Below are 14501 nucleotides of genomic sequence, written 5' to 3'. Positions count from 1 at the left end.
GCCAGCCAACAAACGACCGGGCTCTACCAAACGCCGAAGCCGAAGGCGAGGCGTCCCACCCAGCATCAAGCCCCCACGTCCAACCGAGCCCGAGTCGCCACCACCCGAGGCCACCACGGCACCAACCGCTCAGCCTCCACCAGCGCCGCCCGAGCCGCCGCGTTGTCCCCCGCGACCATGTGCGCCCGGGCCAACGTCGCCAAGTCGTCCGCCCGCGACAGCCGGTCGTCGGTCGCGTCCGCTGACAGCCGGGCCAGGGAGACCGCCCGCGCGGCGTTGCCGCGCAGGAGTTCCAGCAACGCCCGCGCCCCGTTCAGCTTGTGCCCCGGGTAGCCCAGCGTCTCGGCGTTCTCGAACGCCTGCACCGCGGTCCCCAGCCCGAGTTCCGCGTCCAGGTGCCCGGCTTCGACAGTCGCGCAGGCCAAGCCCGCCAGGGCCGCGAACGACACCGCGGCCTCCTGCGGAGTCTGCTCCGCGTCCCCCGCCAAGGCCATCGCCAGCATGAGGGCTTCGGCGTACCGCCCCTCCGCCTCCAGCACCAGGATCCGCGCGGCCGTGGCGGTGCGCAGGTGCGGGTAGTCCTTCGCCAAACCGCCCGCGAGTTCAGCCGCCTCCCGCAGGTTCCCGGCTTGGGCGGCGTCCACGGTGCGCGCCACGACCGGTGCCGCGTCGAGTTGTTCGGCGCGCACGCCGTCGAGTCGGGGGAGGCGGAACAGGTACCAACCGGTGGAGGTCGATGCCGCGGTCTTGCGGGGAACCAGTCCCACGACCGTCGCGTAAGCGGTGCCGATCGCCGCGCCCCATGCGAAGGACCCGCCCGTGGCCGCCCACAGGACCGCCCCGCAAACGAGCAGCAACGCGACCGCGGCCGACACCGCGGCCGCCCGCCACATCCGGGTGCGCGCGGGTGCGCGGCCGGGGCCGACGGCCACGGAGATGAGCAGGGGGATCGCGCGCAGGGAAATGGTGCGGCGGGGGGTCGTCCATTCCTTCCAGCGCTTGCCGACGCCGATGACGACCTGGTGGATGCGCACGTGGAAGACCAGCGCGCCCAGGATCACGCCCACCTGGAGGGCGGCGAGGCCGACGAGCATTCCCGCCCAGAGCCCCAGGACCGGGGTCAGCGGTGCTCTGCCCAGGAAGTAGCCCAGGAGCGCTGTTCCCGCGGTGAGCAGGGTGAGCGGGTGGCGCAGCACTCGGATTGCGGGCATGGACGTGTTGACGCCCACCCCCGGGTGGCGGTTCCCCATTGTGGGGGATTTTCGGCGTGCGCTTTGTTCGGGTTATCGAGGCGTCATCCGCAGCGAAGACAAATCATTTTCACCGTTCTCGTCGCCACTACGGGATGGCCGGGCTGCCGCCGTCCTGGGTGGGCAGGCCCGCGCGCTTCCAGGCCCGGTAGCCGCCCACCAGGTCGGTGGCCCCGGGCAGGCCGACGCGGTGCAGGTCGCGGGCGGCGAGGCTGGAGGCGTAGCCGTCGTTGCAGAAGACGATGACGGTCGAGTCCTCGGCCACCTGCGGGATGCGGTGGCTGCCGCGCGGGTCCAGCCGCCACTCCAGGTGGATGCGCTCGATGGGCAGCGCGCCCGGGATCTCGCCCTCCGCGGCGCGGTTGGCCAGCGGGCGGATGTCGACCAGGATCGCCCCGGCCGCGCGGTGCGCCTCGGCCTCGGCCGGGGTGACCCGGTCCAGCTCGGCGCGCGCGGCGTCGAGGAAGTCGTCGACGCCGCTCACCCGAGGCTCGGGATCTCGGCGGGCACGTCGGCCAGGGTGGCGTACTCGCGGGTGGGCACCAGCGGCGGGGAGTAGGCGTGCACGGTGGCGGCGGGGGCGGTGCCCACGTTGCGCACCTCGTGCGCGCGGCCCGCGCCGAAGCCGATCGCGCTGCCCGCGGTGTGCCTGCGGTGGCGGATGGGGGAGCTGGGGTAGCGGTAGGTCTCGGCCACCTCGCCCTCCAGCACGGCGAACGAGCCGGAGGCGCCGCCGTGGTCGTGCGGGGCGGTGCCCTGGCCGGGCAGCCAGGACAGCAGCCACAGCTCCACCTCGTCGGTGAGCGCGATGCGGGCCCACCAGCGCTGGTCGGGGGTGTAGGCGAGCAGCCTGCGCAGCGGGCCCGCCAGCTCCTCGGCGGTGGTGGCGGTGAGGTCCCGCAGCTCCGCCGCCGTCCACACCGGAGCGCGGGGGGCGATCAGCTCGTGCAGGCGGGGCACGTCGAGGGTCGGGTGGATGTCCTGGGAGCGTGCGAGCGACGTGGTCATGCCGGTCTCCTGGGCGGGGGTCGGGCGTGCGGGGGTCTCAGCGGGACTGAGGACCCCGACAGCCGCACGACGCCACCAGCAGGAAGTCGACGGTGCGGTCGCTCCACGCGAACAACGACCTGGTCACGCCCGTGATCGTCGCACGCGCCGGCAACCCTTCACCAGGCTTCTCACTGGCTGGTACGCGGTGCACGGAGCAGCAGCAACGTCCGACCCGGGACGGTCAGCGACGCCCCCGGGACCAGCGGTCCGACGTCCGCGGGCACCCCGCGCGGCGTACCCGAGTCCAACTCGGGCACGAACCGCTCCCCGTAGGCCTCGCCCGGCAGCACCACGTCCACCGGGTCCGCGCCCGCGTGCAGCAGCAGGAGCCAGGAGTCGTCCGCGACCAGCTCGCCCTCCCGGGTGCGCGACAGGCTCTCCGAGCCGTCCACCCACATCCCGATGGTGCGGTTGCCCTCGTCGAACCAGTCCTCCTCGGCCATCACCGCGCCGTCGGCCCGGAACCACACCAGGTCCGGCTCGCCGGAGCGGGTGGGGCGGCCGTCGAAGAACTGCGGCTGGCGCAGCGCCGGGGAGTCCGCGCGCAGCGCGATCAGCCTGCGGGTGAACGCCAGCAGGTCGTCGGCGCGCGCGTCGGCCGACCAGTCCACCCAGGAGGTCTGGTTGTCCAGGCAGTACGGGTTGTTGTTGCCGTGCTGGGTGCGCCAGCGCTCGTCGCCCGCGGTCAGCATCGGGGTGCCGGTGGACAGCAGCAGCGTGCCGAGCAGGTTGCGCGCCTGCCGGTCGCGCAGCGCCAGCACCGCCGGGTCGCCGGTCTCGCCCTCGACCCCGCAGTTCCACGACCGGTTGTCGTCGGTGCCGTCGCGGTTGTGCTCGCCGTTCTCGTGGTTGTGCTTGTGGTCGTAGGACACCAGGTCGCGCAGGGTGAACCCGTCGTGGGCGGTGATGAAGTTGATCGACGCCCACGGCCTGCGCCCGCTGGCGGCGTAGAGGTCGGAGGAGCCGGTGAGCCGGTAGGCCAGGTCGCGCGGCGCGCTGGCCCCGCGCCAGAAGTCCCTGGCGCCGTCGCGGTAGCGCCCGTTCCACTCCGCCCACTGCACGCCGAACCCGCCCACCCGGTAGCCCTCCCCGGTGGCGTCCCACGGCTCGGCGATGAGCTTGCGGTTGGCCAGCACCGGGTCGGTGGTGATCGCGGTGAGCAGCGCGGAGTGCGGGTCGAACGCCCCGCCGCGCGGCCTGCCCAGCGCCGAGGCCAGGTCCAGCCGGAACCCGTCGACGCCGAGTTCGGTGGCGAAGTAGCGCAGCGAGTCGGTCACCAGCCGCACCACCGCGGGCGAGCCGGGGTCGAGGGTGTTGCCGCACCCGGTGAGGTCGACGTCGCGGCCGGAGCCGTCGCGCAGGTAGTAGGCCGGGGCGTCGAGCCCGCGCAGCGACAGCGTCGGCCCGTCCACCCCGCCCTCGCAGGTGTGGTTGAAGACCACGTCGAGGATGACCTCGATGCCCGCCTGGTGCAGGGCGGCCACCATGGTGCGGAACTCCTCGACCTCGTGGCCCGGCCTGCACGCGTAGCCCTCGTGCGGGGCCAGGAACCCCAGGGTGGAGTAGCCCCAGTAGTTGTGCCTGCCCGAGCGCAGCAGCATCGGCTCGTCGGCGTGGGCGTGCACCGGCAGCAGCTCCACCGCGGTCACCCCGAGCCGCACCAGGTGCTCGACGACGGCGGGGTGCGCCAGCCCGAGGTAGGTGCCGCGCTGGTGCTTGGGCACGTCGGGGTGCAGCTTGGTGAACCCCTTGACGTGCAGCTCGTAGACCACCGTCTCCTCGAACGGGATGTCCAGCCGCGGCCCGGTGCCGGACCCGCCCGCGGCCACCACCACCGACAGCGGCACCGAGCCCAGCGAGTCGACCCGGGAGGGCGCCCCGGTCATCGGGTCGCCGCGGTGCGCGCGGGTGGCGGCCAGCTCGCCGACCTGGCCGGTGATCCGCCGGGCGTAGGGGTCGACGAGCAGCTTCGCCGGGTTGCACCGGATCCCCCGACCGGGGTCCCACGGACCGTGGACCCGGTACCCGTAGCGCTGACCGGGGGTGATGCCCGGGACCAGGCCGTGCCAGATGTCGAAGGTCCGCTCGGTCAGCTCGACGCGCTGCTCGACCTGCCGCCCGCCGTCGTCGTCCACCAGGCACAGCTCGACCCGCTCGGCCACCGAGCTGTGCACGGCGAACCGCACGCCACCGCCCTCGGGGTGCGCCCCGAGCGGGAACGGGTGGCCGGGCAGCGTGTGCGGGGCAGCGGTGGTCACCGGACCATCCTCACAAACCGGGGCCCGGGAATCGACCCGGGAGCGGTTCCCGCGTGATCGATCTCCCGGCGCCCGCGAGGGGCTTGCGAGGTCCCCGGTCAGGTGACGCGGAAGGTGGTGAACTCGTAGGACTCCTCCTCCGGCACCGCGGCCCGGCGGCGGGGGCGGCGCTCGGCGGCGACCACGGGCTCGGGGGTGGTGGCGGGTTCGGTGGTGGCGCCGGGGTCGGGGGCGCGCTGCGGGGCGGGGGCCTGCTGCGGGGCGGGCGCGGTGCCCACCGGGCCGAAGTCGTCGGCCGGGTCGTGGGCGGCCGAGGAGACGATCTGCCCGAACAGCAGCTGGTGGGCGGCCCAGCCGTCCAGGCGCGGGCTGGCCAGGGTCAGCAGCAGCATCCGGCCGGTGCCCGGCTCGGGGATGAACGCCTGGAGCTGGAGGGTGAGCGGCCTGCGGGCGCGCGCCTGCTCGGGGCCGGGCACCCGCTGGGCGATCACCGCCGGGCCCAGCGCGGTCGGCACCAGCAGCGTCTCCCGCACGTCCGGCCCGGCCAGGTCCTCCACCTTGTCCCGCAGGGTGTCGGCGGAGTCGGCGTCCCAGGTGGGCGGGGCGTCCACCGGCACGCCGGTCAGCAGCGCCGGGCCCGCGCCCTCCGGGGTGACCACGGCGAGCAGCACCGCCCCCTCGCGCAGCGCCGTCTCCACCGCCTCGGTGGCCAGCGACTCCAGGTCGGCGGCCGCGCCGGGGCGGATGCCGGTCAGCAGCGCGGCGAACTCGCGCACCGCCGCCTCCCGGCCCGCCAGCGGGATGGTGTGCACGACGTCGCCGGGCATCGACAGCAGCACGTCACTCGCCCTTCAGCCGGTCGGTGATCTTGCCGGTGATCGCGTCGTCGACCGCCTTGGGCGTCGGGTTCAGCGCCAGCTTGAGCGCGTCCAGCCTGGCCTTCTGGCCGTCGTCGAGCTCGACGCCCGCCTTCTCCGCGAGCTTGGTGGTGTTGTCGATCGAGCTGACCACGGCCTCGCGCTGCTTCTCCGCGGCGCCCAGGCCCAGCAGTGCGTCGCGGCGCTCGGCCAGCGGCAGCTTCGACAGGTCGTCGGTGAGCCCCTGGCGCTTGGCCGCCTCGCGCCCGGAGTCGATGAGGTCCTTGCGCACCTTGCCCTCGATGCCGCGCTCGCGCATCTCCTTGACGGTGTTCACCACGCCCGGCGCACCGCCTGACCCCAGCGCCTCGCGCACGTCCTTGGCCACCTGCTTGAGCGCCTGCCGCGACCCGCCCTTGGCCGCGGCCCGGGTGCCCGAGCGCACGGCCGCCGCGGCGGTGCCGCCGCCGGGGATGACGCTGGTGCCCAGCCCGATCAGCGTGCCCGCCCAGCCCTGGGCGTTGCGCGAACCGGAGAGCTGCTGGCCCAGCGCGGCGAGCGAGCCCACCGCGCCGCTGGTGGTCGACGCCGTCTCCAGCACCGCCGCCGCGGGCAGCCCGATGCCGGTGGCGGCCAGGCCCGCGGCGACCGTGCCGGTGGCCAGCGACACCCAGTCGGCGGCCTTGGCGGTGCCGTCGAAGGCCTGCACGTACCAGGTGTCGTTCTCCGGCGTGAACGCGTCGTCCGGGCCGCTGCGGATGGCGTCGGCGGCGGCGTTGGCCTCGCGCAGGTGCTTGGCCTGGAGCCGCTTGGCGTCGTCGACCACCTTGGCCAGCCGCGCGTCGAGGTCGGCGGCGGCCTTGGTGGCGGAGAGGAAGTCGTCGTAGCGGGCGCCGTAGTGCGGGTTCGAGGTGTCGCGCGGGATGGCCCCGGCGGCGTCGCGCACCGCCTCCGACGCGGCCTTGACCTGCTTCTTGAGGTCCTTGGCCCGCTTCTCCAGCTCGTCGGCCCTGGTCTGGTTGGGCACCATCACCCGCGCCCACGCGCTCAGCGCCTCGACGGCCTTGCCGATCGCCTCGCCGCCCTTGCCCAGGCCCATCGGCAGGTCGTCGCCGTGGTCGCTGAACTCCTCGGCCGCGCTGCCGCCCCAGTCGGCGTCGTCGGTGACCTTGGCGGCCTCCTCCAGCCGCGGCAGCGTGGTCGCGATCGCCTGCTGCGCCGAGGCCATCGACAGCAGCACCGCCTGCACCGTCCCGGGGTCGCCGGGGGTGGGGTCGAAGCCCAGCGCGGGGAAGCCCGGCCTGCTCACGGCTGCCTCCTCGGCCGCGGCGCGGCCTGCTCCAGGCCCTGCACGAGCTGCTCGGCCACGGTGCGGTCGGCCAGGGCCATCATCCGGTCGTGGCCGCCCTGCTCCACGGACTCGTAGTTGCTCACCGCGCCGCGCACGTTGTCCGCGATCCTGTCGACCTTGTCCCGGAACTGCCCGAGGTGGTCGCGCCACTGCTCGACCACCTCGGCCACGGCGGCGGTGATCTCACCGGGCCCGAGGTCGCAGCCCGCCGCGTTGAGCGTCGAGATCACCTGGTCCACCGAGTCCGCGACCGCGTTCAGCTCACCCACCCTGATCGCCAGGCTGGTGGTGTTCACCGTGTAGCCGGAGGCCATGCCCACTCCCGTCCGTCCTGTTGCCGACCAGTCAAGCGCCCCCGCCCCGCCCCCGCCGAGCCCGGGTGCGCACCCGGTCAAAAGCCCCGCACGCCCCGGCAAGCCGCGCACGGGCACAATGGCCGTCGTGACGGACCTGAGCACCCCCGACGGCACCCCGGACGACCTCGACGACCTCGTGCTGCACCTGGCGGGCGTCGGCGTGCGGCGCGGCAGCAACGACCTGCTCAAGGGCGTGGACTGGCGCGTGGAGCTCGACGAGCGCTGGGTGGTGCTGGGGGGCAACGGGGCGGGCAAGACCACGCTGCTGCGGCTCGCGGGCGCCGAGCTGCACCCCACCGCCGGGACCGTGCACGTGCTCGGGGAGCGGATGGGCCGGGTGGACGTGTTCGAGCTGCGCACCCGCATCGGCTTCGCCACCGCCGCCACCGGCAACCGGGTGCCGCCGGACGAGAAGGTCATCGACGTGGTGGTCAGCGCCGGGTACGCGGTGCTGGGCCGCTGGCGCGAGCAGTACGACCAGCTCGACACCGGCCGCGCGGGCGAGCTGCTGAAGTCGCTGGGCATCGCGCACCTGGCCGACCGCACCTTCGGCACGCTGTCGGAGGGCGAGCGCAAGCGCACCCTCATCGCCAGGGCGCTGATGACCGACCCCGAGCTGCTGCTGCTCGACGAACCCGCCGCGGGCCTGGACCTGGGCGGCCGCGAGGACCTGGTGGGCAGGCTCAGCGAGCTGGCCATGGACCCCGACGCCCCGGCCACCGTGCTGGTGACCCACCACGTCGAGGAGATCCCGCCCGGCTTCACCCACCTGCTGCTGCTCGCCCGCGGCGAGGTGGTCGCCCAGGGCCTCATCGACGACGTGCTCACCAGCGAGAACCTGTCGGCGGCGTTCGGGCAGCCGCTGGAGCTGGAGCGCTCGGGCGAGCGCTTCTTCGCCCGCAGGCGCGGCTGACGTACTGACGAGTAACCTCTCGGGGGACAGACCGGCACCGCCGTCGCCGCCGCTCGCCGGACCGCGCCAGACCCCACCGGGTCGGCCCGGGTGCCGGGTGGGGAGGTGGCGGGCGGATCGAACACAGGAGGCGTGGCCGTGGGTGAGTTCGTCCGGCTCGAAGTGGAGGGCGGGGTCGGCACGATCCGCCTCGACCGGCCACCGATGAACGCGATCAACCGCCAGCTGCAGGCGGAGCTGCGCGAGGCCGCCCGCGAGGCGGCGGCGCGCGCCGACGTCAAGGCCGTGGTGGTCTACGGCGGGCCCAAGGTGTTCGCCGCCGGCGCCGACGTCAAGGAGTTCGCGGCGATGTCCTACGGCGACATCACCGACTACGCCCCCGAGCTCCAGGCCTCCATCGCCGAGGTGGCCGCGCTGCCCAAGCCGACCGTCGCCGCGATCACCGGCTACGCCCTCGGCGGCGGCTTCGAGCTGGCCCTGGCCTGCGACCGGCGGGTGGCGGGCGACAACGCCAAGGTCGGCCAGCCGGAGGTCCTGCTCGGCATCATCCCCGGCGCGGGCGGCACCCAGCGCCTGGCCCGCCTGGTCGGCCCGAGCAAGGCCAAGGACATCGTCTACACCGGGCGCTTCCTCGGCGCCGAGGAGGCGCTGGCGATCGGCATGCTCGACCAGGTCGTCGCCCCCGACGACGTCTACACCACCGCGGTGGCCTGGGCCGCGCAGTTCACCGGGGGCGCCTCGCGCGCGCTGGCCGCGGCCAAGGCGGCCATCGACGGCGGCCTGGACAACGACCTCGCCAGCGGGCTCAAGCTGGAGACCCACCTGTTCGCGGCCCTGTTCGCCACCGAGGACCGGACCACCGGCATGCGGTCGTTCATCGAGAACGGACCGGGGAAGGCCGAGTTCGATGGCCGCTGACACCGACGGCACCCCCAAGCCCAACCCGCACGCCTCCGCCGAGGAGGTGCAGGCCGCCTACGCCGACCCCAAGCTGGCGAACGTCCTGTACCACGACTGGGAGGCCGGGACCTACGACGAGAAGTGGTCGATCTCCTACGACGAGCGCTGCATCGACTACGCCACCGGCCGCTTCACCGCCGTGGCGGGCGAGGCCGCGGGCCCGTTCGAGAAGGTCATGGAGCTGGGCAGCGGCACCGGGTTCTTCCTGCTCAACCTCATGCAGGGCGGCGTGGGCGAGAAGGGGTACGTGACCGACCTGTCCCCGGGCATGGTCGAGGTCGCGCTGCGCAACGCCAAGAACCTGGGCCTGGACGTGGAGGGCCGGGTCGCCGACGCCGAGCGCATCCCCTACGACGACGACACCTTCGACCTGGTCGTCGGGCACGCGGTGCTGCACCACATCCCCGACCTGCCCGCCGCGTTCGCGGAGATCCGCCGGGTGCTCAAGCCCGGTGGCAGGTTCGTCTTCGCGGGCGAGCCCACCCGCATCGGGGACAGGTACGCCCGCAAGCTCGGCCAGGCGACCTGGTGGCTGACCACCAACATCACCAAGCTGGGCCCGCTGCGCGGCTGGCGGCGCCCGCAGGAGGAGCTGGACGAGTCCTCCCGGGCCGCGGCGCTGGAGGCCGTCGTCGACATCCACACCTTCGACCCCGCCGAGCTGGAGGGCGTCGCCCGCGCGGCGGGCCTGGTGGACGTCGAGGCCAAGACCGAGGAGTTCACCGCCGCCCTGCTCGGCTGGCCGGTGCGCACCTTCGAGGCCGCGGTGCCGCGGGAGAAGCTCGGCTTCGGCTGGGCGATGTTCGCGATGCGCTCCTGGCAGCGGCTGTCCTGGTTGGACGACCGGGTGATGAAGCGGTTCGTGCCGCGGCAGTTCTTCTACAACGTGATGATCGGCGGCCGCAAGGCGGGCTGAGCACCGGGCCGCCCGGGTCCACCGCGGACCCGGGCGGCCGCGCGCTCACCCCAGCCGCGCCTTGAGCAGGTCGCGGAACGCCGCCACGTCGGTGCCGGTGGCCACCTCGACGGTGCGGAACCCCGGGCCGTCCACGGCGATGAGCCTGCGGTCGGCCAGCGTGCCCCCGCGCCGCGGGCCGGGGGCGGTGTCGACGGTGATGGGCATCGGGGTGGTGGTCAGCGTGCCGGGGTGCACGGCCTCCGCCACCGCCACGGCGTCGTGCATCACCGTGCCGTCGTAGCCGAGGACGCGCCCGTAGTGCGCCCGGTAGGTCTCGGTCAGCGGTTCGAGCACCGCGCCCACCGGCCCCGACGCCCGCACCTCGTCCAGCCACGCGCCGTCGACCGAGCACTGGTAGGTCAGGTCGATCGGCACCAGCACCGTGGGCACGTCCTCCTCCACCAGCACCCGGTACGCCGCTTCCGGGTCGCACCACAGGTTGAACTCGGCCGCGGCGGTGACGTTGCCGCCGGTGAGGCCCCCGCCCATCACCACCACCCGGTCGACGTTCGCCTTCACCCCGGGGTGGGCGGCGAACAGCGCGGCGATGTTCGTCAGCGGGCCGATCGGCACCAGCGTCACCGGCTCGGGCGACTCCCGCACCAGCCGCGCCATCAGCGACACGGCGTCCTCCTCGGCCAGCGGTGCGGTCGGCTCCGGCAGGGTCAGCGCGCGCCCGGACAGGCCGTCGTCGCCGTGCACCGTGTCCGCCTCGACCGGTGACGGGTACACCAGGGGCCGCGCCGCCCCGGCGGCCACCGGGATGTCCTCGCGGCCCAGCAGCGCCAGCAGCCGCTGCGCGTTGCGGGTGGTCTGCGCCAGGTCGGTGTTGCCGAACACGGTGGTCACCGCGAGCACCCGGGCCTGCGGCGAGCGCACCGCCAGCGCCAGCGCGAAGGCGTCGTCCACGCCGGGGTCGGTGTCGATGATCAGACTGGGCATGGCCACCAGCCTGCCACCCCGCTCCGGACCCCGACCCCGCTCGGCTACCGTCGGGGCATGACGTCGATGTGGGGATCGCCGGTGGCCACCCGCCTGCGCTTCTGGTCGCGCCGCCACCGCGACCCGCAGCAGGCCCGGTTCCTGACCAGGGCCTCGCTGCGCTGGGTGCTGCGCAACCGCGCCTACACCCCCTGGTACCTGGTCCGCTACTGGCGGCTGCTCAAGTTCCGCCTGCTCAACCCGCACGTCGTCCTGCGCGGCATGGTCTTCCTCGGCAAGGACGTCGAGGTCCACGCCCGCCCCGGCTTCGGCAGGCTGGAGATCGGCCGCTGGGTGCACATCGGCGACGGCAACGCCATCCGCTGCCACGAGGGCTCCCTGCGCATCGGGGACAAGGTCGTCTTCGGCAGGCAGAACGTCGTCAACTGCTACCTCGACATCGAGCTGGGCGAAGCCGCCCTCGTCGCCGACTGGGTCTACATCTGCGACTTCGACCACGTCACCACCGACATCCACCAGCCCATCAAGGACCAGGGCATCGTCAAGTCCCCGGTGCGCATCGGCCCGGACACCTGGATCTGCACGAAGGTCACGGTCACCAAGGGCACCCGCGTCGGGCGCGGGTGCGTGCTCGGCGCGCACGCGGTCGTGCGCGGAGACATCCCGGACTACGCCATCGCGGCAGGCGCCCCGGCGAAGGTGGTGCGCAACCGGGTGTCCGCCTACGAGGCCGACGCGGTGCGGCGGGAAGCGGTGGCGGACATGGCGCGCAAGGCCGCCAAGGCGTTGCAGAAGACGCTGGAGAGCTGACCGCGGCGGGCTGCCGAGCTGCCGGGACCCCCAGCGTCGGGGTCCGCGGGGCCGGGGTCCGCAGGGCCGGGTGACGGGGCCGGGGGCCGCCCTCCCCCGAAGGAAGGCGGCCCCCGGCGCTCACGCCCCCAGGGGGCTCATGCCGTTGCGGGCAGCCACTTCGCGCGGCCCGGGGTGGTCGGCAGCCAGACGCCGCGCAGCGGGGAGACGGTGCCGGTGGTGGCGACGCCCGGGGTGCGGTCGTCGGGCAGGTCGATCAGCAGGCGCAGCACGGTGGTCGCCCAGCCGGTGCGCTCCCAGAGCACGGTGGTCGGGTTGAGCACGTCCAGCGTGTCGCCGGGCAGGCGCAGGGCGGTGACGTCGTCCTCGGCGTGCAGCCGGACGACGTCGATCACCCCGTGGTGGGCGCGGACGCCGACGACGGCGACCAGGTCACCCTCGGCGTCGCGGGGGTGCAGGAACTCGAAGCCCCGGGCGACCAGGGTGCGCAGCAGGTCGGCCGTGGTCGGCCGGTCGAGGCGGCCCGCGCGGGCGGCGGCGACCAGGGCCGCGAGCGCCCGGCCGGGCAGCACCAGCGCCGGGCCGTCCGGGGCCTTGCTGTCGCGCACCGCCGCGGCGGTGGGCAGGTGGGCCAGCTCGACGCAGTTCCCCAGCTTGCCGCTGCGGGAGCTGCGGCGCCAGGCCGCGTCGGGCAGCGCGCCCGCGGGTATCCCGTTGTGCACCTCGGTCATCGGTTCGACCCCCGAATCGGTCAGTCCGCGCAGTCAACTGCACGTGCATCTTCCGGTGCTGACCGTAACACGAGGCTCGCTTACGCACATGCACGTGCATCCGAAAGTGTCATACGACCGTGGAAATCTGACGGGGGAAGCGCTATGCGGAGGGTGTCACGTCCCCCCGTCCCGGGGACGGAAACGGGCCCCGGCGCAATCGCCGGGGCCCGTCTCGCCTGCTCGTGTTCCCGTGCTCAGAGCTCCGCGCGGCGCTTGGCCAGCAGCTCGCGGGTGCGGGCCGGGGTCTCGGCGTCCACGGTCAGCCGGTCGATCACCCGGCTGTACCGCTCGATCTCCTCCGCCCGGTCGAGGTAGGCCGCCCCGCCCAGGTGCTCCAGGTAGACCAGGTCGGGCAGCTCCGGCTCGGAGAAGCGCAGCACCGAGAACGAGCCCTCCGCCGCGTAGCCGCTCAGCGCCCACGGCACCACCTGCAGCGACACGTTCGGCAGCCGGGTCATCTCCAGCAGGTGGTCCAGCTGCTCGCGCAGCACGCGGTGCCCGCCGATCGGCCGGTGCAGCACCGACTCGTCGACCACCGCCCACAGCTTCGGCGCGTGCAGCCCGTGCAGCACCTTCTGCCTGCTCATCCGCAGCGCCACGCGCCGCTCGGTCTCCTCGGTGGCGTGGTCGGGCCGCCCGCCGCTGACGACGGCCCGCGCGTAGTCCTCGGTCTGCAGCAGGCCGGGGACGAACTGCAGCTCGTAGGACTGGATGCGCGAGGCCGCCTCCTCCAGCCCGACGAGGTCCTGGAACCACGGCGGCATCAGGTCGTTGTAGCGGTGCCACCAGCCCGGCTCGCTGGCCTGCTTGACCAGGTCGAGGAACTGCTCGCGCTCGGTGCTGTCGTGCACGCCGTAGAGGGTGAGCAGGTCGGCGATGTCGCGCTCCTTGAACCCGACCCGGCCCAGCTCCATCCGGCTGATCTTCGACTCCGAGCCGCGGATGCTGTACCCGGCGTCCGCGCGGCTGATCTCCGCCGCCTCGCGGAGCCTGCGCAGCTGGGCGCCCAGCACGATGCGTCTGGCGGTGGGTCCACCGCCCTGCACCTCGGCCACGTCGATTCCCTTCCGCAGATTAATCGCTACCCGCCGTAGTGCCCGGCGCGGTCGTGCCCCTAGAGTGAGGGTACCTCTTGACCGCAAACGGTTCACGTTTCACGACGCTGGGTGAGGAATCCCCTGATGCCTGGTCCCCACGGCGCCGGCCCGGCGCTGCCCACCTACATCGACACCACCAAGCCGAGCATCGCCCGGGTCTACGACGGGTTCCTCAACGGCAAGGACAACTACGAGGTCGACCGCGAGATGATGCGGAAGATCAACGAGCTGGTGCCCGAGGCCGCCCACATCGCCTTCGACAGCCGCGACTTCCTCATCCGGGTCACCCGGTTCATCGCCCAGCAGACCGGGGTGCGCCAGTTCCTCGACCTGGGCTCGGGCCTGCCCACCGCGGAGAACACCCACCAGGTCGCCCAGCGGATCAACCCCAACACCACCGTGGTCTACATCGACCACGACCCGGTGGTGATCGCCCACGGCCGGGCGCTGCTGGAGGAGAACGACCGCACGCACTTCACCGCCCAGGACATCTTCGAGCCCGAGCGGGTGCTCGCCGACGAGGTCGTCACCCGGCACCTGGACTTCGAGCAGCCCATCGCGCTGTTCCAGATGGCCACGTTCCACCACTACGGCGGCGCCCGCCCGCCGCGCGACATCATGCAGACCTACATCGACGCCCTGGCCCCGGGTTCGGTGGTGGGGATCAGCCACTTCCTCGACCCCGAGGACGAGCGCTACACCCCGATCGCGAAGAAGCTGGAGAAGGTGCTGCTCAGCGACATGAGCACCGGCCGGTTCCGCACGCGCGCCGAGATCGCGGAGATGCTGCCGGGGCTGGAGCTGTTCGAGCCGGGGCTGTCGCTGTGCGCGCAGTGGTGGCCGGACGGCCCGCGGGTCAAGCCGCTCTCGCCCACCCAGCACTGCGTCGCGGGCGCCGTCGGCGTCAAGCGCTGACCCCGACCCGC

15 protein-coding genes are annotated in these 14501 nt (G+C 73.7%); 5 read left to right on the top strand and 10 right to left on the bottom strand.

From position 1 onward, the window contains the following. Window positions 1–65 precede the first annotated feature (65 nt). The 7 genes from BJP25_RS21195 to BJP25_RS21165 all read right to left on the bottom strand — a co-directional run bounded on the left by BJP25_RS21195 (window position 66) and on the right by BJP25_RS21165 (window position 7080). Window positions 66–1211 (bottom strand): hypothetical protein, encoded by a 1146-nt coding sequence (locus BJP25_RS21195; RefSeq protein WP_075976755.1) that lies wholly within the window; start codon window positions 1209–1211, stop codon window positions 66–68. Between the two features lie 127 nt (window positions 1212–1338). After that, window positions 1339–1734: a rhodanese-like domain-containing protein gene (locus tag BJP25_RS21190; protein ID WP_075976726.1), complete on the bottom strand. Its 396-nt coding sequence runs from the start codon at window positions 1732–1734 to the stop codon at window positions 1339–1341. Next, a complete protein-coding gene (locus BJP25_RS21185; RefSeq protein WP_075976725.1) occupies window positions 1731–2258 on the bottom strand; it encodes a cysteine dioxygenase in 528 nt (175 codons plus the stop codon). The genes BJP25_RS21190 and BJP25_RS21185 overlap by 4 nt, the downstream gene beginning before the upstream one ends. A gap of 170 nt (window positions 2259–2428) precedes the next feature. Further along, a complete protein-coding gene (glgX, locus tag BJP25_RS21180; protein WP_075976724.1) occupies window positions 2429–4558 on the bottom strand; it encodes a glycogen debranching protein GlgX in 2130 nt (709 codons plus the stop codon). Between the two features lie 98 nt (window positions 4559–4656). Then, window positions 4657–5397 (bottom strand): hypothetical protein, encoded by a 741-nt coding sequence (locus tag BJP25_RS21175; protein WP_075976723.1) that lies wholly within the window; start codon window positions 5395–5397, stop codon window positions 4657–4659. A gap of 1 nt (window position 5398) precedes the next feature. After that, window positions 5399–6724, bottom strand: a complete 1326-nt coding sequence (locus tag BJP25_RS21170; RefSeq protein WP_075976722.1) for a hypothetical protein — start codon at window positions 6722–6724, stop codon at window positions 5399–5401. Further along, on the bottom strand, window positions 6721–7080 hold the full coding sequence (locus tag BJP25_RS21165) for a hypothetical protein (protein WP_075976721.1): 360 nt from the start codon (window positions 7078–7080) through the stop codon (window positions 6721–6723). Before BJP25_RS21165 ends, BJP25_RS21170 begins: the two co-directional genes overlap by 4 nt. A 118-nt stretch (window positions 7081–7198) precedes the next feature. Between BJP25_RS21165 and BJP25_RS21160 the strand changes: the two genes are divergently transcribed. The 3 genes from BJP25_RS21160 to BJP25_RS21150 all read left to right on the top strand — a co-directional run bounded on the left by BJP25_RS21160 (window position 7199) and on the right by BJP25_RS21150 (window position 9911). Beyond that, entirely contained in the window at window positions 7199–8035 is an 837-nt protein-coding gene (locus BJP25_RS21160; protein ID WP_075976720.1) for an ABC transporter ATP-binding protein, read from the top strand. Window positions 8036–8173: 138 nt separating this feature from the next. After that, window positions 8174–8953 (top strand): enoyl-CoA hydratase/isomerase family protein, encoded by a 780-nt coding sequence (locus BJP25_RS21155; protein ID WP_075976754.1) that lies wholly within the window; start codon window positions 8174–8176, stop codon window positions 8951–8953. Then, window positions 8943–9911, top strand: coding sequence for a class I SAM-dependent methyltransferase (locus tag BJP25_RS21150; protein ID WP_075976719.1), 969 nt, complete (start codon window positions 8943–8945; stop codon window positions 9909–9911). Before BJP25_RS21155 ends, BJP25_RS21150 begins: the two co-directional genes overlap by 11 nt. A 45-nt stretch (window positions 9912–9956) precedes the next feature. Here the strand turns inward: BJP25_RS21150 and BJP25_RS21145 are convergent, their stop codons facing one another. Further along, window positions 9957–10895: a nucleoside hydrolase gene (locus BJP25_RS21145; protein WP_075976753.1), complete on the bottom strand. Its 939-nt coding sequence runs from the start codon at window positions 10893–10895 to the stop codon at window positions 9957–9959. A gap of 57 nt (window positions 10896–10952) precedes the next feature. On the opposite strand from BJP25_RS21145, the gene BJP25_RS21140 reads away from it, so the two are divergent. Continuing rightward, complete coding sequence (locus BJP25_RS21140; RefSeq protein ID WP_075976718.1) at window positions 10953–11705, top strand: acyltransferase; 753 nt, start codon at window positions 10953–10955, stop codon at window positions 11703–11705. Between the two features lie 137 nt (window positions 11706–11842). Here BJP25_RS21140 and BJP25_RS21135 read toward each other — a convergent pair whose 3' ends face one another. Next, the gene (locus BJP25_RS21135; protein WP_075976717.1) at window positions 11843–12436 is read right to left on the bottom strand and encodes a DUF397 domain-containing protein; all 594 of its coding nucleotides are present in this window, start codon (window positions 12434–12436) and stop codon (window positions 11843–11845) included. Between the two features lie 236 nt (window positions 12437–12672). Next, window positions 12673–13539: a helix-turn-helix domain-containing protein gene (locus tag BJP25_RS21130; protein WP_198943571.1), complete on the bottom strand. Its 867-nt coding sequence runs from the start codon at window positions 13537–13539 to the stop codon at window positions 12673–12675. 120 nt (window positions 13540–13659) lie between these two features. On the opposite strand from BJP25_RS21130, the gene BJP25_RS21125 reads away from it, so the two are divergent. Further along, window positions 13660–14490: an SAM-dependent methyltransferase gene (locus BJP25_RS21125; protein ID WP_075976716.1), complete on the top strand. Its 831-nt coding sequence runs from the start codon at window positions 13660–13662 to the stop codon at window positions 14488–14490. Window positions 14491–14501 lie beyond the last annotated feature (11 nt).

Origin of the sequence: Actinokineospora bangkokensis, assembly GCF_001940455.1 — a bacterium.
Lineage (GTDB): Bacteria > Actinomycetota > Actinomycetes > Mycobacteriales > Pseudonocardiaceae > Actinokineospora > Actinokineospora bangkokensis.
Note: the sequence above shows the minus strand (reverse complement) of the source record. Positions and strands in the feature narration are given on the sequence as shown.

Coding starts and splice junctions, on each gene's coding strand:
- BJP25_RS21195 (WP_075976755.1), bottom strand. CDS start 1,211: ATGCCCGCAATCCGAGTGCTGCGCCACCCGCTCACCCTGCTCACCGCG.
- BJP25_RS21185 (WP_075976725.1), bottom strand. CDS start 2,258: ATGACCACGTCGCTCGCACGCTCCCAGGACATCCACCCGACCCTCGAC.
- BJP25_RS21165 (WP_075976721.1), bottom strand. CDS start 7,080: ATGGCCTCCGGCTACACGGTGAACACCACCAGCCTGGCGATCAGGGTG.
- BJP25_RS21160 (WP_075976720.1), top strand. CDS start 7,199: ATGGCCGTCGTGACGGACCTGAGCACCCCCGACGGCACCCCGGACGAC.
- BJP25_RS21150 (WP_075976719.1), top strand. CDS start 8,943: ATGGCCGCTGACACCGACGGCACCCCCAAGCCCAACCCGCACGCCTCC.
- BJP25_RS21145 (WP_075976753.1), bottom strand. CDS start 10,895: ATGCCCAGTCTGATCATCGACACCGACCCCGGCGTGGACGACGCCTTC.
- BJP25_RS21140 (WP_075976718.1), top strand. CDS start 10,953: ATGACGTCGATGTGGGGATCGCCGGTGGCCACCCGCCTGCGCTTCTGG.
- BJP25_RS21135 (WP_075976717.1), bottom strand. CDS start 12,436: ATGACCGAGGTGCACAACGGGATACCCGCGGGCGCGCTGCCCGACGCG.
- BJP25_RS21125 (WP_075976716.1), top strand. CDS start 13,660: ATGCCTGGTCCCCACGGCGCCGGCCCGGCGCTGCCCACCTACATCGAC.